Raw genomic sequence first — 18,487 nt, 5'->3', positions numbered from 1 at the left:
GGATCGGCAGAGGGCGCGCGATGTGCGGCGTGCGCCGGTAACGTCGTCGTATGGACACGTCCTGGTGGCTCGCGCTCGCGGCGGTGGTACTGCTCGCGCTGGTCGCCACGCTCGTCGACGGCTGGGGCGGGAGCCGCCGCCCCGGCGGACGGCGGCTGCGGCCCCCGGGCCGGCCGGGCGCGCGGACCGCGCACGCGGTACGGCCCTCCCCCGGGGACATCTGGTGGGCGAACGTCCCCTTCGAGGACCGCGGCGGGGTGAAGGACCGGCCGTGCCTGGTGCTGGCCGTGCGCGGGGACCGGGCCACGGTCGCGAAGATCACCAGCAAGTACCACGACGAGCGCTCCGGGGTGATCCCGCTGCCGCCCGGCGCGGTCGGCGACGCCCAGGGCCGGCCCAGCTTCCTGGAGACCGACGAACTGCGCGAGGTCCCGGTGACCGGCTTCCGCCGCCGGGTGGGGGTGGTCGACCCGGTCCTGTGGGACCAGGTACGGCACTTGGCGGGCTAGTCCACCCGGACGGTGACCGACCATTCCTCGATGCCCTTGCAGGACACCTGGCCCGGTGCGGTGGGCTCGGCGCACAGCGGACGGGACGAGGTGAGCTTCACCGTGCCGGCGGCCACCGCCTGGTACGCGGCCGTGGCGTCCCCCGGCTGGAGTACGAAGCCGGCGTTGATGGCCTTCAGTGCCGTACCGCTCGCGGTGACCGGCTTCCAGGGGCGGGCCCGGGTGCCGTCCAGGGACAGCCGGACCTCGCCGCCCTCGGCCACGCAGACGGTACGGCCGTGATCGGCGGCCGTCAGCTCCACCCCGCCGGTGCAGTCGCCGGCGGACCGGGTGGGCGACGGCGTGCCGCCGCGGGGCGGCGCCGACACCTTGTCGCTGCTGCCGGTGCCCTGCTGGGAACCGCAGCCCGCGAGGATCAGCGCGGCCGCCGCGAGGGCGAGGGGCGTCGTACGGCGCATGGGGTCCGCCTTTCTGCAGATGTCCTGGTGCAGTTGTGACGTACCACCGACGCGCCCGGATCCCCCGCCGTCACGCCCAGAGCTGGCCCTGCAGTGTCGCGATGGCCTCCTCCGTGGTGGCCGCGGTGTAGACGCCGGTGGAGAGGTACTTCCAGCCGCCGTCGGCCACGATGAAGACGATGTCGGCGCTCTCGCCCGCCTTGACGGCCTTGTTGCCGACGCCGATCGCCGCGTGCAGGGCGGCGCCGGTGGAGACGCCCGCGAAGATGCCTTCCTGCCGCAGGAGTTCACGGGTGCGGGTGACCGCGTCGGCGGAGCCCACCGAGAAGCGGGTGGTGAGGACGGAGGCGTCGTACAGCTCGGGGACGAAGCCCTCGTCGAGGTTGCGCAGGCCGTAGACCAGGTCGTCGTAGCGCGGTTCGGCGGCGACGATCTTCACGTCCGGCTTGTGCTCGCGCAGATAGCGGCCGACGCCCATGAGGGTGCCGGTGGTGCCGAGGCCCGCCACGAAGTGGGTGATCGAGGGCAGGTCGGCGAGGATCTCCGGGCCGGTGGTCGCGTAGTGGGCGCCCGCGTTGTCCGGGTTGCCGTACTGGTAGAGCATCACCCAGTCGGGGTGCTCGGCGGACAGCTCCTTGGCCACGCGCACGGCGGTGTTGGAACCGCCGGCGGCCGGCGAGGAGATGATCTCGGCGCCCCACATGCCGAGCAGGTCCCGCCGCTCCTGGGAGGTGTTCTCCGGCATCACGCACACCATGCGGTAGCCCTTGAGCTTGGCCGCCATGGCGAGGGAGATGCCGGTGTTCCCGGAGGTGGGTTCCAGGATGGTGCAGCCCGGGGTGAGCCGGCCGTCCTTCTCCGCCTGCTCGATCATGTGCAGGGCGGGACGGTCCTTGACCGAGCCGGTGGGGTTGCGGTCCTCCAGCTTGGCCCAGATCCGGACCTCGGGGGACGGCGACAGCCGCGGCAGGCGCACCAGAGGGGTGTTGCCCACCGCGGCCAGCGGGGAGTCGTAGCGCATCGCTGCCCAGTGACCGATCAGCGCATGCCGCCGGCGACGGCCGGCAGGATCGTCACGTTGTCGCCGTCGGACAGCTTGGTGTTGATGCCGTCCAGGAAACGGACGTCCTCGTCGTTCAGGTACACGTTGACGAAGCGGCGCAGCTGCTCGCCGTCCACGATGCGGGCCTGGATGCCGGCGTGCCGGGTCTCGAGGTCGGTGAACAGCTCGGCGAGGGTCTCACCGTTGCCCTCCACCGCCTTCTGACCGTCGGTGTACTGGCGGAGGATGGTCGGGATGCGGACCTCGATGGCCATGGCTCAGGGCTCCTGTCGGAAGGTGTCGTCGGTTCGGTCAGGCGCGCGCAGCCTGGGGGGTCCCCCAGGCTTTCGGCACTGGGGAGCGCCGCGGCTCACGGCCGGACGGCGGCAGCGGGGTCGATCAACAGATGGCGCTGTTCAGCCTGCACAGGTCGACGTGCAGCCGCGCCACGAGCAGCATGCCCGGCGTCTTGTCGCTCACGTCGAGAAGAACCATGGGCTCATCGTATCGATTCCCGGCCCCGTTCCCGGAGTGTGATTCCGCATGCCGGACGGATTTGGTCCGGGGGGCGAGATCAGTAGGCCTGCACGACCTTGACCTCTTCCTCCGTGACCTCCCCGTCCACGATCCGGTAGGAGCGGAACTGGAACTCGCCGAGGCCGTCGGTGTCGGCGGTGGAGACGAGCACGTAGTGGGCGCCGGGTTCGTTGGCGTAGGAGATGTCGGTGCGCGAGGGGTAGGCCTCGGTGGCGGTGTGGGAGTGGTAGATGACCACCGGGTCCTCGTCCCGGTCGTCCAGCTCGCGGTAGAGCTTGAGCAGATCGCCCGAGTCGAACTCGTAGAAGGTGGGCGACATCGCCGCGTTCAGCATGGGGATGAAGCGCTCGGGGCGGTCCGAGCCCGCCGGGCCCGCCACCACGCCGCACGCCTCGTCGGGGTGGTCCTTGCGCGCGTGGGCGACGATCTGGTCGTACAGGGCCTGGGTGATGGTCAGCATGGGGGTCAGGATAAGCAGAGGGGCCGTCCCGTACCGAGGGGTGGTACGGGACGGCCCACATCTCGGACGTCCTGAGCGGCGGCCGCCGGGGGCGCCACGAGTGCTCCCGGCGGCCGGACGTCCTTTTCCGGGGGTCCGGTCAGCGCTTGCGGAAGGCCGCGGCCTCCGGGTTGCGGCGCTTGAGCACCAGGTAGGCGACGCCGAGGATCAGGGCCCACAGCGGCGCGCAGTAGAGCGAGACCCGGGCGTCCTTGTCGATGCCCATCATCACGATCACCATGCCGATGAAGGCGAGCGCGAACCAGCTGGTGAACGGGGCACCCGGCGTGCGGAACTCCGAGCGGGGCAGTTCGCCGCGGTCGGCCTTGGCGCGGTAGCGGAGCTGGCAGAGCAGGATGACGATCCACGCCCACATGCCGGAGATGGTCGCGAAGGACACCACGTAGTCGAACGCCTTGCCCGGCCACTGGTAGTTGATCCAGACGCCGACCAGCATCAGCGCGGCGGAGAACGAGGTGCCGACGAGCGGCGTACCGCTGGGCGTCAGCCTGGTGAAGATCTTCGGGCCCTGGCTGTTGAGCGCGAGGTCGCGCAGCATGCGGCCGGTGGAGTACATGCCGGAGTTGCAGGACGACAGCGCGGCGGTGAGCACGACGAAGTTGACGATGCCCGCGCCGGCGGCGAAGCCCATCTTCTCGAAGGCGGCCACGAAGGGGCTCACACCCGGGTGGAAGTTCGTCCACGGCACGACCGACAGGATCATGATCAGCGCGCCGACGTAGAAGACGGCGATGCGCCACGGCACGGTGTTGATCGCCTTGGGCAGCACGGTCTTGGGGTCCTTGGACTCGCCCGCGGTCACACCGACCAGCTCGACGGCGAGGAAGGCGAACATCACCATCTGCAGGGTCATCAGCGTGTTGCCGACACCGTGCGGGAAGAAGCCGCCGTCGTTCCACAGGTGGCTGACGGAGGCCGTGTCACCGGCGTCGGAGAAGCCGACGGTGAGGATGCCGACGCAGATCAGGATCATGCCGATGATGGCGGTGACCTTGACCATGGAGAACCAGAACTCCAGCTCACCGAAGAGCTTCACGGAGATCAGGTTGGCGCCGTACAGGACGACCGTGAAGATCAGCGCGGACACCCATTGCGGGGTGTCGAACCAGTAGGTCATGTAGGAGGCCGCAGCGGTGACCTCGGTGATGCCCGTGACCACCCAGAACAGCCAGTACGTCCATCCGGTCACGAAACCGGCGAACGGGCCGATGAACTCGCGCGCGTACTCCGAGAACGAACCCGACACCGGGCGGTACATCAGCAGCTCGCCGAGTGCCCGCATGATGAAGAAGATGACGAGGCCCGCGATGGCGTACGCCAGGATCAGGCTGGGGCCGGCCTTGGAAATGCCCTTGCCCGCGCCCAGGAACAGGCCGGTGCCGATGGCACCGCCGATGGCGATCATCTGGATCTGCCGGGCGCCGAGCCCGCGCTGATAGCCCTCGCCCTCGCTGCCCTCCGCCCGCGCGGCCTCGTTGCCGTCGCGGTGCTGGTCGACCTGCGCTGAGGTCATGTGTGGTGCGCCTTTCTCCATGCCGACCCGGGCCTTTCGTCGGCCTCGGATCGGGTCTCGATCCCCCCGGATGATGGAGCTGTCTGCCTGGCCGACGGTCGTCGGCTCGGTGGCGCACCCGGCCGGACATGGGTGGTGTCGGCCGGGCGGTCGTGAAGATTTATCACGGCCGCAATACTGATCACAGGGGCACGATGTGGCGCATCGCACAGGTAAAAGCGGACAAAGAGCGCTCGAATGCGGCAAAACAGGCCACAAAGGTGACGGGATCGTTATCCGGATTTGAGCGTCCTCTGAGCGAACACCGGAACGGGTCAAAACCGTGCGAGCCGGACACAGGGCTACGGCATCAGGGTCGACACCAGGGTCTCCTGGAGCCCGCCCAGCCACAGATAGGCCAGCACCATCGGCTTGCGCGGGTCCTCCTCCGGGAGCCGGTAGAGCAGGTCGGTGTCGTCCTCGTCGGTGATCTCCAGCCGGGCGCCGATCGCCAGCCGCAGGTCGTTGAGGGCGCCGAGCCACTGCCGGGACTCCTCCGGGGCCAGCTCGAGCACCGCCCCGCCCTCGTCCACCGGGGCGAGCGCGTCCAGGCTGCGGATCACGCCGAGCGCGTTCTCCCGCTTTCCGGCCCGCAGGTCGTTCTCGGTGTAGCGGCGGAACTCGGCGGAGTGCGCCCGCCGCTCCTCGGCCTCGGCCGGCGAGGAGGGCACCTCCTCCGGGTCGCTGTAGGCGTCGGGGAAGAGCCTTTTGAGCACCGGGTCGGCGGGCGGCTCGCTCGGACCCTCGGCGAACAGCTCGGCGAGCGGATCCTTCGGGGTGTCGGCGCCGGGGCCGGGACCGATGAGTTCCAGGAGCTGGACGGCCAGCGACCGGATGATGGAGATCTCGACGTCGTCGAGCGCGACGGCCGCGCCGCCGCCGGGGAGCGGTTCGAAGTGTCCGGGCATCTAAGTGCGTTTACTTCCGGTCCTGCTGGAGGGTGGCCCACAGACCGTAGCCGTGCATCGCCTGCACGTCGCGCTCCATCTCCTCGCGACTGCCGCTGGAGACGACCGCCCGGCCCTTGTGGTGGACGTCGAGCATGAGCTTGGTGGCCTTGTCCTTGGAGTAGCCGAAGTACGACTGGAAGACGTACGTCACATAGCTCATGAGGTTGACCGGGTCGTTGTGCACGATCGTGACCCAGGGGACGTCGGGCTCGGGTACGGCGAAGACCTCCTCCGCCGACTCGGTGCGTTCGATCTCTACGGGCGCGGGTGACGTCACACAGCCATGCTGCCACGGCCCCCAGAAATCGTCACACCGACGAAAAGGGAGTACGATTCCTCGTCATGAACACAGCGGACCTTGGGCTGCCGGTGGACGTCCCCTCGACAGCGCTCTTCACGGACCAGTACGAGCTGACGATGCTGCGCGCCGCCCTGAAGGCCGGTACGGCCGAACGGCGGAGCGTGTTCGAGGTCTTCACCCGACGGCTGCCGGACGGGCGCCGCTACGGCGTGGTGGCCGGCACCGGCCGCGTCCTGGACGCGGTGGAGAACTTCCGCTTCGACTCCGGCGTGCTCGGCTTCCTGCGCGAGCGGCAGATCGTCGACGAGGAGACCCTGAAGTGGCTCGCCGACTACCGCTTCAGCGGCGACATCTGGGGCTACCCCGAGGGCGAGGTGTACTTCCCGGGCTCGCCGATCATGCGCGTCGAGGGCAGTTTCGCCGAGTGCGTCCTGCTGGAGACGGTGATCCTGTCCATCCTCAACCACGACTCCGCGATCGCCGCGGCCGCCTCCCGGATGGCCTCCGCCGCCGGTGACCGCCCGCTGATCGAGATGGGCGCCCGCCGCACCCACGAGCTGTCGGCGGTGGCCGCCGCCCGCGCCGCCTACGTCGGCGGCTTCGCGACCACCTCCGACCTGGCGGCCGGCTTCCGCTACGGCATCCCCACCGTCGGCACCTCGGCGCACGCCTTCACCCTGCTGCACGACCGCGAGCGGGACGCCTTCCAGGCCCAGGTGGACACCCTCGGCCGCGGGACCACCCTGCTCGTGGACACCTACGACGTCACCGAGGCCGTCCGCACCGCGGTGGACGTGGCCGGCACCGAACTGGGCGCGGTCCGCATCGACTCCGGCGACCTGCTGCTCGTGGCGCACCGGGTGCGGCAGCAGCTGGACGAGCTGGGCGCGACCGATACGAAGATCATCGTGACCTCCGACCTGGACGAGTACGCCATCGCCTCGCTGGCCGCCGCGCCCGTGGACGCGTACGGCGTCGGCACGCAGCTGGTGACCGGGTCCGGGCACCCGACCTCCTCCATGGTCTACAAGCTGGTCGCGCGCGCCGAGTCCGCCGACCCGAAGGCGCCGCTGGTGCCGGTCGCGAAGAAGTCCAGCGGCGGCAAGGCCTCCGTCGGCGGGCGCAAGTGGGCCGCGCGGCGGCTGGACGCGGACGGTGTCGCGGAGGCCGAGGTCGTCGGCACCGGGCCGGTCCCGGCCGGGCTGGCCGACCGGCAGCTGCTGGTGCAGCTGGTCAAGGGCGGCGAGGTGGTCGCCCGGGAACCGCTGGACGTGCCCCGGGACCGGCACATCGCGGCCCGCGCGAACCTGCCGCTCTCCGCTACGCAGCTGTCCAGGGGGGAACCCGTCATTCCGACGGAGTACGTGCACGGGCGCTCGGGTAGCTAGAGCGGGACCGCCGTCCGCCCTCGAACGCCCCCTCCCGCACGGGCCCGGAAGTCTCTAGGCTCAGTTACTTCACTCTCAGTCGAAGGACACCCACCATGCGCCGCGCCTTGATCGTCGTAGACGTGCAGAACGACTTCTGCGAGGGGGGCAGCCTCGCGGTGGCCGGCGGTGCCGACGTGGCCGCCGCCATCACCGAGCTGATCGGCCAGGCGGCGGGCACCGGGTACCGGCACGTGGTGGCCACCCGCGATCACCACATCGCGCCCGGCGGCCACTTCGCGGACAACCCCGACTACGTCCGCTCCTGGCCCGCGCACTGCGTCGCGGGCACGGAGGGCGTGGGCTTCCACCCGAACTTCGCCCCCGCGGTCGCCTCCGGCGCGGTGGACGCGGTGTTCGACAAGGGCGCGTACTCGGCGGCCTACAGCGGCTTCGAGGGCACCGACGAGAACGGCGTCCCCCTGGCCGACTGGCTCCGCGCGCGCGAGATCACCGAGGTGGACGTGGTCGGCATCGCCACGGACCACTGCGTACGGGCCACCGCCCTGGACGCCGCGCGAGAGGGCTTCCGCACGCAGGTCCTCCTGGACCTGACGGCCGGGGTGGCGGGCGAGACCACCGAGCGGGCCCTGGAGGAGCTGCGCCGGGCCGGTGTGGAGCTGACGGGAAAGCCGGTCGTCTCCTCCTGACCGGGGTGGCTCCTGCGCCCAGCCCTGCATGGCGGCGAGGAATCCGCATCGAGCGGCCGTACCCCCTCGGGCACGGCCGCTCGATCACGTCGGGGTCCGGTCAGGCCTGGGGCGTCGGGCGCCGCAGCAGGGCCCGGATCGGGTGCCACAGCTCGTTCACGGTGACACCGTTGTCGGCCGGGGCCGTGCGCCATATCAGGCCGTCGGGATGGTGCAGCACCGCCGTGATCTCGTCCGGGGTGGGCGGCTCGGCGTTGCCCCGGAGGTAGATCGCCCGCAGCCCCAGGTTCCGGAGCCTGGTCAGGGCCCGGGCCCGGTTCTGGGCGTGCACCAGCACCCGCACCCCGGCGGAGCCGTAGGGCAGGTTCAGCGCCACCACCACGGTGCCGTTCGGCAGCTTGCAGAAGCCTCCAGCGGCCATGCGGTCACATCCCCGTTTCGGTAGGTGTCAATAAGCGGTCCACAGGACGCACCTAAACACGACCGGCGGCAGCCCGCCAAGGGGCTGCCGCCGGTACGCCTGTGACCTGCGATGATGCCGACTACTTCACCGCGGGGCCGACCTTGATCTGCATCGTGGAGCCGTCCTTGGCCTCCTTGACGATCACGATCTTGGTGTTGGTGTCAGTGACCTTCACCCCGCCCGTCGGGTTCGACGGGTCGTAGTAGGTGCTGGTGTGGTCGTTGAAGACCGGGACACCCTTCGAGCCCTTGATCTTGAGCGCGACATCCGCCTTGTGCAGCGTGATGCCGTCCGTGCCGTACAGGCTGAACGGGGAGTCGTACGCCTGGATGCGGTTGCGCAGCAGCGTGCCGTCGGCCCACTTCAGCGCCTTCCAGTGCGAGTCGACCGGCAGGATGAGACCGGTGCCCGGGTGGCCGTTGGTCTCGTTCGTGTTGTCGTCCGCCTGGGAGGTGTCCCACTTCCAGATCAGCAGGCCGTTCTGGTACGGGTAGTGCTCCACCCAGTCCGGACGCGACGCGAAGCCGAAGTTGTACGGGCCGACCTTGAGGGTCTTGTCGTACGACACGTACTGGCGGTTCTCGGCGAGGTAGTACTGCTTGTAGTCCTTGGTGAAGGACGCGCCGATGCGGGAGAAGCCCGCCGCGGTCCAACCGGCGTCCGCGGTCTCGGCGTTGTCCGAGAACAGCGGGGTGCCGTCGGCGGTCACGGTGATCTCGTCGGCCGTGAAGCCGTTCTCCGCGACACCGCCGTCGGTGGCGTAGCGGAAGCGGATGTCGATCTTCTTGCCCGCGTAGGCGTCGAGCGGGAACGACAGCTTCTTGTGCGTCTGCGAGAAGCCGCTCAGCGCCGGCTTGCCGCTGGCGTCCTTCGGCAGGGCCTGGCCGTCCGCCGTGCCGTCCAGGGCGGTCCAGTTGGCGCCGCCGTCGGTCGACACCTCGGTGTAGACGTAGTCGTAGCCCTCCTCGGTGGCCCACCAGCCGTCCAGGGAGAGGTTCGCCGAGGACTTGCCGGTCAGGTCCACGGAGCGGGTCAGCGTGTTCTTCAGGTCGTTGCCGCTGCCGCTCCACCACTGGGTCGAGCCCTGCGCCGGCTCGGTGATGGTGGTGGTGACCGCCTTGTCCGGCAGGGTCACCACGAGGGCCTGCTTGTCCCAGGTGTTGTACTCGGCGACGCCCAGCTTGTGCGTGGACTGCTTGCCGGCCTTGGCGGTGTCGTAGTTCAGCCAGCCCAGCTGCAGCTTGTCCCAGGCGTTCATGTCGCCCGGCAGGTCGCCGATGGACTCCTTGCCGGTGCCGAGCCAGGAACCGGAGGACATCAGGGTCCAGAAGCCGGTGGAGTTGTCGCCGCCGGCGGTGTCGTACTCGTCCGGCAGGCCGAGGTCGTGGCCGTACTCGTGGGCGAAGACGCCCAGGCCGCCGTTCTCCGGCTGGATGGTGTAGTCGCCGACCCAGATGCCGGTGCTGCCGACCTGCGTGCCGCCGAGCTTGTTGTTCTGGGGGCCGGTGGCACCGGCGTCGGTGCCGAAGGCGTACCAGCGGTGGGCCCAGATCGCGTCCTTGCCCTGGGCGCCGCCGCCGGCGGACTCGTCCTCACCGGCGTGCACGATCTGGAAGTGGTCGACGTAACCGTCCGGCTCGTTGAAGTTGCCGTCGCCGTCGAAGTCGTAGCGGTCCCACTGGTCGTACTTGGCCAGGTCCGCCTTGATGTCGGCGTCGGTCCGGCCGGCCTTCTTCTGCTGGGCGACCCAGGCGCTCAGACCGTCGCTGACGACGTTCCACACGCTCGGGCAGTTGGTCTGGCCGCAGGCGTTGTTGCCGTAACGGGCCTCGTTGTACGGGACCTTGACCCAGTCGGTGACCTCACCGGCGACCGAGTAGCGGCCCGAGGACTGCTTCTCGTAGTACTTCTTCAGCGACTCGGTCTTCTTGCCGGTGCCGAAGTAGAGGTCCTGGTAGTGCTTCTTGTTGTAGTCCTTCTGCCAGGCCGTGGAGTTGTCCTTCTTGCGGTCCGGCGCGGCGATCTTGTTGTGCAGCGGGCCGGGCGTGCCGCCGAACTTGGGGTCCGTCTGGTTCCCGAACTCCACCAGGATCGTGAAGATCTTGTCGGTCTTCTCGCGGCTCAGCTCGACGTACTTGCTCTGGCCCTTGCGGCTCTTGAGCTTGACGACCTTGGAGCCGTTGCGCTCCTGCGCGGTGGCCTTGCCGGCTATGAGCTGGTTCAGGGCCTCTTCGCGCTGGGCGTCCTGGGTCTTGCTCAGCGGGCCGTCCAGGTCGTGCTTCTGCTGCTTGACCGGGGCCGGGTCGTGCCGGTTGGCGGCGGCGGTCCCGGCCTGGGTGCCCGCCTCCGCTACGGCGAAGGTGGCGAACGTGGCGGAGGCCGCCGCGAGCGTCACGCCGATCGCGGCCGCTCTGAACGTCCAGGATCTGCTGGTCACTTGAGTTCCTCCCCCGCGCCGCGCACACGGACAGGGGGTTCCGGGTCATGGAGGAATCCGTGCGCGCACGATCAACGCGTGTAATCAAGTGACGACATTTGACTAGAGGTTTAGAAGAAAAGACAGCCCTTGACTTGAGCAGGACAAGTGCACTATGCGGAGCCGACGTCCGCTTTACGGACACGTGTCGACCTGCCAACCGGCGCAGGGGAACGTCCGTTTGGCGGGACGGGTGACTCCGTGCGCCCCCCGTGCACCGGTACCGTGGGTTAGGTCACGCTTACCGGGCGTCCCGTTCGGGCATGCAGGCCAAGAGAGTCGAACGGCACGCCCCGAACGTCCGAACACTGCCGAGGACACGATTGCCATGCCTCGTCCGACCCCCGCACAGCTCGCCTACGGTTCCTGCACCGTGATCTTCTCGACGCTCGCCATGCTGCTGCTGTCGCAGACGAGTTCGGGCCCAGGGATCGCCGTCATCGCCCTCTCGGCACTCGGGCTGGGCCTGCTGGTCGCCCTGACGGTCCCCTCCCCCGGGACGGGCACGGCGCAGCCGTCCGCCGAGCCCGTGGCGGACGAGGAGCGGGTTCCCACGACCCTGTGACGGCACCCCTCGGCGTCTCGCTCAACCGGTGCTGACCACCACCGTCTTGGCCGCTTTGTCGTGCAGACCCTGTTTGTAAGGCTTGTCGAAGAAGCTCCAGCCGCCCGAGACGACCGTCCAGATGCAGGCACAGCAGAAGGCGAACGGCAGCCACAGCACCAGGGCGCGGAGCAGCGCGGACCGGAGGGTGGGGGTGGCGCCGTCCTCCAGGTTGGCCACGCGCATGCCGAGCCACTTCTTGCCCAGGGTCTGCCCCGACCTGCTGATCATGAAGGTGTCGTAGGCGACGTAGAGCACGGCCGCGATGACGGACTGGGCGACGGATCTGCCGACCTCGACGCGGTCGCTGTCGACCGTGTACTCGCGCACTCCGAACACCCAGGTGAGCAGCCATACGACGATGCCGACCAGGATCATGTCGATGATCCGCGCGAGCGTCCGCTTGCCGCTGTCGGCGAGCGGGGGCATGCCGGCCAGCGGGTCGGCGGGGTAGCCGCCGTAGGGGCCGCCCGGGCCGCCGCCGTAGGGGGAGCCGCCGTACGGGCCGCCGCCGTAGGGGGGTGGCTGGCCGCCGCCGTGGGATGGGGGCTGCTGGGCGCCGCCGTACGGGGCGTCGTACGGCGAGCCCGAACCCTGGTCCGTGGGGGGCCGCTTCCTGAAGGGGTCGTCCTCGGGGGGCTGCTCTCCGGAGCCGGGGGGCGGTTCGCTGCTCATGGCCCGAGTGGACCCCGAAGATCCCGGTCCCGCATCCGGCGAGCGGCCGTACGGAGTACGGCCCCTGCGCCGACGTCAGCCCGCGACGAAGGTGTGGGCCGCCTTGTCGTGCCAGCCCTGGCGCCAGGGCCGGTCGAACAGGCACCACAGCACGCCCACGATCCCGACCACCAGCAGGACCGGCACGCTCAGGACCAGCCAGCGGCGCAGCGCCGGGCCGAACGTCGGCGGCTCGTGCCCCTCGATGTCCCGCACCTCCAGACCGCACAGCTTCTTGCCGAGGGTGCGGCCCCACTTCACGGTGGGCAGCACCTCGTACAGGACGCCGGCCAGGAGCAGCACGGCCAGGACGATGCCGAGGCTGGTGCCGGTCGTGCCGTCGAGCAGCCAGACGGTGACCTCGCGGCCGGACAGCCGGGCCGCGTCGATCTTCTGCTGGACGTGGTCCACGGCCCGCATCCCGAGCGGGACCGCGGCGGCGGAGGTCAGCGCGCCCACGGCCAGCAGGTCGATCAGCCGCGCCGCCAGCCGCTTGCCGAGTCCGGCCGGGCGGGCGGAGGCCTGCCGGCGGGCGGCGGCCTGGAAGAGGTCCTCCACCGGCGGCTTCCACGGCGCGACCGGCTGCTCGTCCCCGCCTCCGGCCAGCTGGTGCACCTGCTGCGCCCAGGAGGCCTGCCCGCCACCGGCACCGCTGGCCAGCGGCGTCCCGGAAGCGGCAGCCTGCCCGGGACCGGCCTGCTGCGGCACCGCGGGGGCGGGCTGCGGCGCCTGGGCCCCCTGGGCGGGAGGCGCCTGGTCACCGGCGGCCCGGGCCGCGGCCGCCTTCCCTGCGCCGAACCCGGAGCCGGCGGGCGCACCGACGGGTCCCTGCGCGCCGAAGCCGGGGGAACCGCTTTCGGGGGCGGGGGCGGGGGCCGGGCCGGGGGTGCCGGAGGGGGCGGGAGCGGCAGAGGGACCGGGGGTGCCGGACGGTACCGGGCGGAACGTCATCGTGCCGTCGTCGGTGCGGGCCGCCGCCGGGCCGGGGATCGGGCGGCGGAAGATGAAGGTGCCGGGGTCCGGGGCGTCGTCCTCCGCCGGGGGGATCGTCGCGGCGCCGTCGGTACGGGCGGTGGCACGGCCGTCGGGCCCGCCCGAGGAGTCGGCCGGCACCCGCGGATCGGCACCCCAGGCACCCCCGCGTCCGGCATCACCGCCGAACCCGGCCGACTGGGCACCCTGCGCGGATTGACCGGGCTGAGCGGTCCGGCCCGGCTGACCGGAGCCGCCCCACTGCGCGGGTCCGCCGGACTGACCCGGCAGTCCCGGCTGAGCCGATTGCGCTGACTGGCTCCACTGCGCACCCTGCGCCACCTGACCGGCCTGCGCAGCCTGCCCCGCCTGGCCCGCGCGATCCACCTGTCCCGGCACGCCCGGCTCACCCCAGTGCGCGCCCTGCGCGCCCCGGCCCGCCTGAACCCACTGCGCGCCCGGGCCGCCCTGCCCCCCAGCGCCCTGGCCAGCGGCGTCGGGCCGGCCCACAGCACCCGGCTGACCGGCGGCACCGGACACACCCGTGCCGCCCTGCTGGGGCACGTCGAGTGGGTCCTCGTCGAAGAAGTGGGGGCCCGTCTCCTCTACGGCGGGGAGTGCCGGGCGGGCGCCCGGCGGTGGGGTGAGCGGTTCGCCGTCCTTCGGCGCCGGGCGGCTGGTGCCGGGCACCCAGGAGGCGCCGTTCCAGTACCGGACGTAGCCGGGAATGGACGGGTCCGGGTAGTAGCCCTCGCGGGGCCGGTCGTCGCCTGGGGCCGGGGTTGGGGCGCTCATGTCCGTCGTCCCGTATCTGCTCGGGGGTGGGATGGGGGCCTCCACATCTATCAGACCGCGGCAGCCCACAGCGCCAGTCCGGCGGGACCCACCCCTTTCCGGGCAATGCCGTACCGGACTCTCACGGGTCCGCGAAAAAGATTTCCCCGAACCCGCGTAATGCCCCGGCCCCTGCCCCCTCTCCCCCGGTGCGGGCCCGGTCCGAACGGCCCCGGACAGAAAGGAAACGCAGGTCATGCAGCACACCGTGGTGGAGCGCGAGCTGGAGCTGAGGCTCATCCTGTCCCCGGAGCGGAGCGTCCCGGTTCCCGCCCGGCTCCGTTACCGCTCCGACGACCCGTACGCCGTCCACATCGCCTTCCACATCACCTCCGAGCACCCCGTCAACTGGACGTTCGCGCGCGACCTGCTGGTGGAGGGGGTGTTCCGGCCGTGCGGGCACGGGGACGTGCGGGTGTGGCCGACGAAGGCGGACGGCCGGAGCGTCGTGCTGATGGCGCTCAGTTCACCGGACGGCGACGCGCTGCTGGAGGCACCGGTCCCGCAGGTGTCGGCCTGGCTGGAGCGGACGCTGCGGGTGGTGCCGCCGGGCACGGAGGGCGGGCAGCTGGGCATCGACGACGCGCTCGACCACCTGCTCGCCCAGTGAGCCCGGCGTCAGAAGAGCTTGCCGGGGTTGAGGATGCCCAGCGGGTCGAAGACCTGCTTCACCGCCCGCTGCATCTCCACCCCGACCGGGCCGATCTCGCGGGCCAGCCACTCCTTCTTCAGCACGCCGACGCCGTGTTCGCCGGTGATGGTGCCGCCCAGCTCCAGGCCGAGGGCCATGATCTCGTCGAAGGACTCGCGGGCCCGCCGGGACTCCTCGGGGTCGCGGGCGTCGAAGCAGACCGTGGGGTGCGTGTTGCCGTCGCCCGCGTGGGCGCAGACGCCGATCGTGAGGTCGTACTTGGCGGCGATCCGCTCCACGCCCTCCAGCAGGGCGCCGAGCCGGGAGCGGGGCACGCACACGTCGTCGATCATCGTGGTGCCCTTGGCCGCCTCCAGCGCGGTCAGCGACAGCCGCCGGGCCTGCAGCAGCATCTCGGACTCGGTGGCGTCCTCGGCGGGCACGACCTGGGTGGCGCCGGCGGCCTCGCACAGGGCGCCGACGGCGGCGAGGTCGGCGACGGGGTCCGGGGTGTCGAAGGCGGCCAGCAGCAGGGCCTCGGTGGTCTCGGGCAGTCCCATGTGGGCGAGGTCGTTGACCGCCTTGACCGTCGTACGGTCCATCAGTTCGAGGAGGGAGGGGACGTGACCGCCCGCCATGATGCGGCAGACGGCGTCGCAGGCGGCGGCCGCGGAGGGGAACTCGGCGGCCAGCACGAGCTGCTCGGGCGGCTTGGGCTTCAGCGCCAGGACGGCCCGGACGACGATGCCCAGTGAGCCCTCGGAGCCGACGAAGAGCCGGGTGAGGTCGTAGCCCGCGACGCCCTTCGCGGTGCGGCGGCCGGTGGACATCAGGCGGCCGTCGGCGAGGACGACGTCCAGGCCGAGGACGTACTCGGCGGTCACGCCGTACTTGACGCAGCACAGGCCGCCGGAGGCCGTCCCGATGTTGCCGCCGATGGTGCACGTCTCCCAGCTGGAGGGGTCCGGCGGGTAGTACAGGCCGTGTTCCTCGACCGCGCGGGAGAGGGCCGCGTTGACCACGCCCGGTTCCACCACGGCGATCCGGTCGACGGGGCTGATCTCCAGGATGCGGTCCATCTTGGTGAGGGACAGCACGATGCAGCCGTCGGTGGCGTTGGCGCCACCGGACAGGCCGGTGCGGGCACCCTGCGGGACGACGGGTACGCGCAGCTCGGTGGCGGTGCGCATGACGTGCTGGACCTGCTCGACGGTGCGCGGCAGGACGACGACGGCGGGGCTGCCCGCGGGGCAGAAGCTCGCCATGTCGTTGGCGTAGGAGGCCGTGACGTCGGGGTCGGTGAGGACCGCCTCGGGCGGCAGGCCGGCCAGGAGCCGGTCGGTGAGGTTCCCCGTGTGCTCGTCGCGCGGTGCTTCGATACGGCTCATGATCACAGCGTGGCACTCGCGGCCATCGGTGTGAACCCCACCCGTGCCGTCCTTGGGCCACCCGGATGTGCTCGTCGTATTGACGCACAGTGAGCGCCATGGACAACCGACAGTGCGTGGGTACGTCCCTGATCCCGGAGCCGCCGCCGCGCCGGTCCCGGCGGGTGCTGCGCCGGGTGCTGGTCGCCGCGCTGGCGGGCGGTGTCGTCGTCGGCTCGGCGCTGGTGCTGCTGCCCGAGGAGCCCCGGCCGCACCGGCCGGCCCCGCCGCCCGCCGCCGGCCCGCGGGCACAGCCGCAGACGCAGGCGCAGGCGCAGGCGCAGGCGCTGACGACGGTGACGTACGGGGTGCCGGCCGCGCTGCCCGGGCTGACGGCGCTGATCGGGCGGCAGGAGCAGCGGGTGCGGGCGCAGCCGCGGGACGCCCGGGCGTGGGCGGTGCTGGGCTCGGCGTATGTGGCGCGGGGGCGCCGGGCGGGTGACGCGGCGGACTATCCGCGGGCCGAGCGGGCGCTGCGGACCTCGCTGGACGTCCGCGGCACCAAGAACACCGAGGCGCTGGACGGGCTGACCGCGCTGGCGCTGGCGCGCCGGGACTTCCCGGCGGCGAAACGGTACGGCGAGCAGGCCCTGAAGGCGACGCCGAAGCGGTGGTCGGCGTATCCGCCGCTGATCGACGCCTACAACGGGCTCGGCGACTACACCAAGGCCCGCGCCGCCCTGGACAAGCTGATGGAGCTGCGCACCGGTCCGGCGGAGCGGCCGGCGGTGATGGCGCGGGCCGCGGCGGTGTACCGGGACCGGGGCTGGCGTGAGGACGCGGTGGCCCAGCTGACCGACGCGGCGGCCGCCGCCCGCACCCCGGCCGAGCAGGCCGCCTGGCTGGCCGGGCTGGGACAGCTGGCGTGGGAGCGCGGGGATCTGCCGGACGCGCTGCGGCACTTCGAGGCGGCACTGCGGCTCGACCCCGACCAGCGGGCGGCGCCGGCCGGGCGGGCGCGGACGCTGGCCGCGCTGGGGCGTACGGCGCAGGCGCTGGCCGCGTACCGGGCCGCCGTCGCGAAGCAGCCGGACCCCGAGGTCCTGATGGAGCTGGGCGAGCTGTACGAGTCGCTGGGGCAGCCCCGGCCCGCCGAGGAGCAGTACGCGCGGCTGAAGGCGGCGGTACGGCAGTCGGTGGCGGGCGGGGTCGACGAGGAGCTGCTGATCGGGCGGTTCGAGGCGGACCACGGGGATCCGTGGGACGCCGTGGAGCGGCTGGAGGAGGAGTGGCGGCGGCAGCCGGGGATCGAGGTGGCCGACGCGCTGGGCTGGGCGCTGCACCGGGCCGGTGAGGACCAGGAGGCGCTTCCTTACGCGACCGCCGCGACGGACGAGGCGAAGGGCGGCGGGGTGCGCAGTGCGCCGTACGCCTTCCACCGGGGGGTGATCGAGGCGGAGCTGGAGCGGTACGGGCCCGCGCGGCGGTACCTGGAGGAGGCGCTGCGGATCAATCCGTACTTCTCGCCGCTCGGCGTGCCGGTGGCCCGGGAGGCGCTGCGGACGCTGGGCGAGCCGCCGGCCGACGAGCCGCCCGAGTCCTGAGGGGTCACTCGCGGAGGGTCACTTGTAGTAGACCGAGAACTTCCGCGCGCCCTCCGCCCCGGACGCGAACCCGATGTACAGGCGCGGGGTGCCCGCGGTGCGGACGGCCAGGCCCTCCGGTTCGCGGTGGTCGAGGGAGTACGCGGCCTCGGTGCGGTGCCGGGCGAGGAGTTCGCCGGTGCGGATGTCCAGGCAGGACAGGTGGGTGTCGCCATGGCCGGCGGGCGGGTTGGTGCGCGGGTCGTAGGCGGAGCCCGCGAGCTGGTAGAGGTGGTCGCCGTGCAGGGCGAAGCCCTGGAAGGGGACGCCGGGGTCGGGGTGGGCGCCGGTCTGGGGGAGGTCGGCCAGCGGGGATGCGTAGTCGCGGGCGGTGAAGGCGGCCAGGTCCCAGACGCGGTACCGGGGGGTGTTCCCCAGGCGGTAGCGGACGGCGATGCGGCCGGTGGCCGGGCAGACCGCGGGCTGGTTGGTGCGGGAGCCCTCGACGGGGTGGCGGACCTTGACGTCCTCGGGGGTGCGGGTGGCTCCGGCCGCGAACCGGAACCGGGTGACGCCCCGGCCGTAGCCGTCCACGGCGTCCGTCTCGGTCCAGATCCACACCGTGCCGTCGGCGCCGTGCTGGACGCCCATGCCCACACCGTGCCCGAAGCCCTTGAGGTACATGTGGCCGAGGCGTCTGCCCGTCAGGTCCAGGCGGTTGAGGCACAGGTCGCCGGCGGCCCGGCCGCCCGGGGTGAGCTGGAGGACGTAGAGGTGGTGGTGGACCTCGTCGAAGGCGAAGGACTGGAGGACCGTGGGTTCGCGCAGGGTGCCCTTCTCCCGCAGCCAGCGGACGGCCGGCGCGGCGAGGTCGATGCGTTCCGCCACGGTCCCCCC

The 18,487-nt window shown here is 71.7% G+C and carries 20 protein-coding genes; 6 read left to right on the top strand and 14 right to left on the bottom strand.

Features of this window, described 5'->3' with window-relative positions; translation table 11 throughout:
• Nucleotides 1-50 precede the first annotated feature (50 nt).
• Entirely contained in the window at nt 51-509 is a 459-nt protein-coding gene (locus ACIP4Y_RS00530; protein WP_401385867.1) for a type II toxin-antitoxin system PemK/MazF family toxin, read from the top strand.
• Here ACIP4Y_RS00530 and ACIP4Y_RS00525 read toward each other — a convergent pair.
• The 8 genes from ACIP4Y_RS00525 to clpS all read right to left on the bottom strand — a co-directional run bounded on the left by ACIP4Y_RS00525 (nt 506) and on the right by clpS (nt 5,845).
• Nucleotides 506-967 (bottom strand): hypothetical protein, encoded by a 462-nt coding sequence (locus ACIP4Y_RS00525; RefSeq protein ID WP_401385864.1) that lies wholly within the window; start codon nt 965-967, stop codon nt 506-508. The two genes, ACIP4Y_RS00530 and ACIP4Y_RS00525, sit on opposite strands and share 4 nt — an antisense overlap.
• 70 nt (nt 968-1,037) lie before the next feature.
• Nucleotides 1,038-1,988: a cysteine synthase gene (locus ACIP4Y_RS00520; RefSeq protein ID WP_358637258.1), complete on the bottom strand. Its 951-nt coding sequence runs from the start codon at nt 1,986-1,988 to the stop codon at nt 1,038-1,040.
• A 17-nt stretch (nt 1,989-2,005) separates the two neighbouring features.
• Entirely contained in the window at nt 2,006-2,284 is a 279-nt protein-coding gene (locus tag ACIP4Y_RS00515; RefSeq protein ID WP_401385861.1) for a MoaD/ThiS family protein, read from the bottom strand.
• Between the two features lie 124 nt (nt 2,285-2,408).
• Nucleotides 2,409-2,504, bottom strand: a complete 96-nt coding sequence (locus tag ACIP4Y_RS00510) for a putative leader peptide (protein WP_358637254.1) — start codon at nt 2,502-2,504, stop codon at nt 2,409-2,411.
• 79 nt (nt 2,505-2,583) lie between these two features.
• Entirely contained in the window at nt 2,584-3,006 is a 423-nt protein-coding gene (locus ACIP4Y_RS00505; protein WP_358637252.1) for a M67 family metallopeptidase, read from the bottom strand.
• Between the two features lie 139 nt (nt 3,007-3,145).
• Nucleotides 3,146-4,579, bottom strand: a complete 1,434-nt coding sequence (locus tag ACIP4Y_RS00500; RefSeq protein ID WP_358637250.1) for an amino acid permease — start codon at nt 4,577-4,579, stop codon at nt 3,146-3,148.
• A 341-nt stretch (nt 4,580-4,920) separates the two neighbouring features.
• Nucleotides 4,921-5,526 (bottom strand): DUF2017 domain-containing protein, encoded by a 606-nt coding sequence (locus tag ACIP4Y_RS00495; RefSeq protein WP_401385856.1) that lies wholly within the window; start codon nt 5,524-5,526, stop codon nt 4,921-4,923.
• 10 nt (nt 5,527-5,536) lie between these two features.
• Nucleotides 5,537-5,845, bottom strand: coding sequence for an ATP-dependent Clp protease adapter ClpS (clpS, locus tag ACIP4Y_RS00490; protein ID WP_053749283.1), 309 nt, complete (start codon nt 5,843-5,845; stop codon nt 5,537-5,539).
• 65 nt (nt 5,846-5,910) lie between these two features.
• Between clpS and ACIP4Y_RS00485 the strand changes: the two genes are divergently transcribed.
• Complete coding sequence (locus ACIP4Y_RS00485) at nt 5,911-7,257, top strand: nicotinate phosphoribosyltransferase (RefSeq protein WP_401385852.1); 1,347 nt, start codon at nt 5,911-5,913, stop codon at nt 7,255-7,257.
• Between the two features lie 95 nt (nt 7,258-7,352).
• Entirely contained in the window at nt 7,353-7,946 is a 594-nt protein-coding gene (locus tag ACIP4Y_RS00480) for an isochorismatase family protein (RefSeq protein ID WP_358637244.1), read from the top strand.
• 100 nt (nt 7,947-8,046) lie between these two features.
• Here the strand turns inward: ACIP4Y_RS00480 and ACIP4Y_RS00475 are convergent, their stop codons facing one another.
• Complete coding sequence (locus ACIP4Y_RS00475) at nt 8,047-8,367, bottom strand: hypothetical protein (protein ID WP_401385848.1); 321 nt, start codon at nt 8,365-8,367, stop codon at nt 8,047-8,049.
• A gap of 121 nt (nt 8,368-8,488) precedes the next feature.
• Nucleotides 8,489-10,846, bottom strand: coding sequence for an immune inhibitor A domain-containing protein (locus tag ACIP4Y_RS00470; RefSeq protein ID WP_401385845.1), 2,358 nt, complete (start codon nt 10,844-10,846; stop codon nt 8,489-8,491).
• A gap of 367 nt (nt 10,847-11,213) precedes the next feature.
• Here ACIP4Y_RS00470 and ACIP4Y_RS00465 point away from each other — a divergent pair, with 367 nt between their 5' ends.
• Nucleotides 11,214-11,450 (top strand): hypothetical protein, encoded by a 237-nt coding sequence (locus ACIP4Y_RS00465; RefSeq protein ID WP_401385842.1) that lies wholly within the window; start codon nt 11,214-11,216, stop codon nt 11,448-11,450.
• Nucleotides 11,451-11,471: 21 nt separating this feature from the next.
• Here the strand turns inward: ACIP4Y_RS00465 and ACIP4Y_RS00460 are convergent, their stop codons facing one another.
• Both ACIP4Y_RS00460 and ACIP4Y_RS00455 read right to left on the bottom strand, forming a co-directional pair.
• Nucleotides 11,472-12,164 (bottom strand): RDD family protein, encoded by a 693-nt coding sequence (locus ACIP4Y_RS00460; protein WP_401385839.1) that lies wholly within the window; start codon nt 12,162-12,164, stop codon nt 11,472-11,474.
• A 75-nt stretch (nt 12,165-12,239) separates the two neighbouring features.
• On the bottom strand, nt 12,240-13,970 hold the full coding sequence (locus tag ACIP4Y_RS00455; RefSeq protein WP_401385836.1) for an RDD family protein: 1,731 nt from the start codon (nt 13,968-13,970) through the stop codon (nt 12,240-12,242).
• A 235-nt stretch (nt 13,971-14,205) separates the two neighbouring features.
• Between ACIP4Y_RS00455 and ACIP4Y_RS00450 the strand changes: the two genes are divergently transcribed.
• Nucleotides 14,206-14,619: an SsgA family sporulation/cell division regulator gene (locus ACIP4Y_RS00450; protein WP_358637232.1), complete on the top strand. Its 414-nt coding sequence runs from the start codon at nt 14,206-14,208 to the stop codon at nt 14,617-14,619.
• An 8-nt stretch (nt 14,620-14,627) separates the two neighbouring features.
• Here ACIP4Y_RS00450 and ACIP4Y_RS00445 read toward each other — a convergent pair whose 3' ends face one another.
• Complete coding sequence (locus ACIP4Y_RS00445; RefSeq protein WP_401385833.1) at nt 14,628-16,034, bottom strand: FAD-binding oxidoreductase; 1,407 nt, start codon at nt 16,032-16,034, stop codon at nt 14,628-14,630.
• Between the two features lie 92 nt (nt 16,035-16,126).
• Here ACIP4Y_RS00445 and ACIP4Y_RS00440 point away from each other — a divergent pair, with 92 nt between their 5' ends.
• Complete coding sequence (locus ACIP4Y_RS00440) at nt 16,127-17,611, top strand: tetratricopeptide repeat protein (protein WP_401385830.1); 1,485 nt, start codon at nt 16,127-16,129, stop codon at nt 17,609-17,611.
• 18 nt (nt 17,612-17,629) lie between these two features.
• Here ACIP4Y_RS00440 and ACIP4Y_RS00435 read toward each other — a convergent pair whose 3' ends face one another.
• A complete protein-coding gene (locus tag ACIP4Y_RS00435; protein ID WP_401385827.1) occupies nt 17,630-18,478 on the bottom strand; it encodes a Teichoic acid biosynthesis protein C (Precursor) in 849 nt (282 codons plus the stop codon).
• Between the last annotated feature and the right edge of the window lie 9 nt (nt 18,479-18,487).

This window comes from Streptomyces sp. NPDC088810 (genome assembly GCF_044750305.1).
GTDB lineage: Bacteria > Actinomycetota > Actinomycetes > Streptomycetales > Streptomycetaceae > Streptomyces.
Note: the sequence above shows the minus strand (reverse complement) of the source record. Positions and strands in the feature narration are given on the sequence as shown.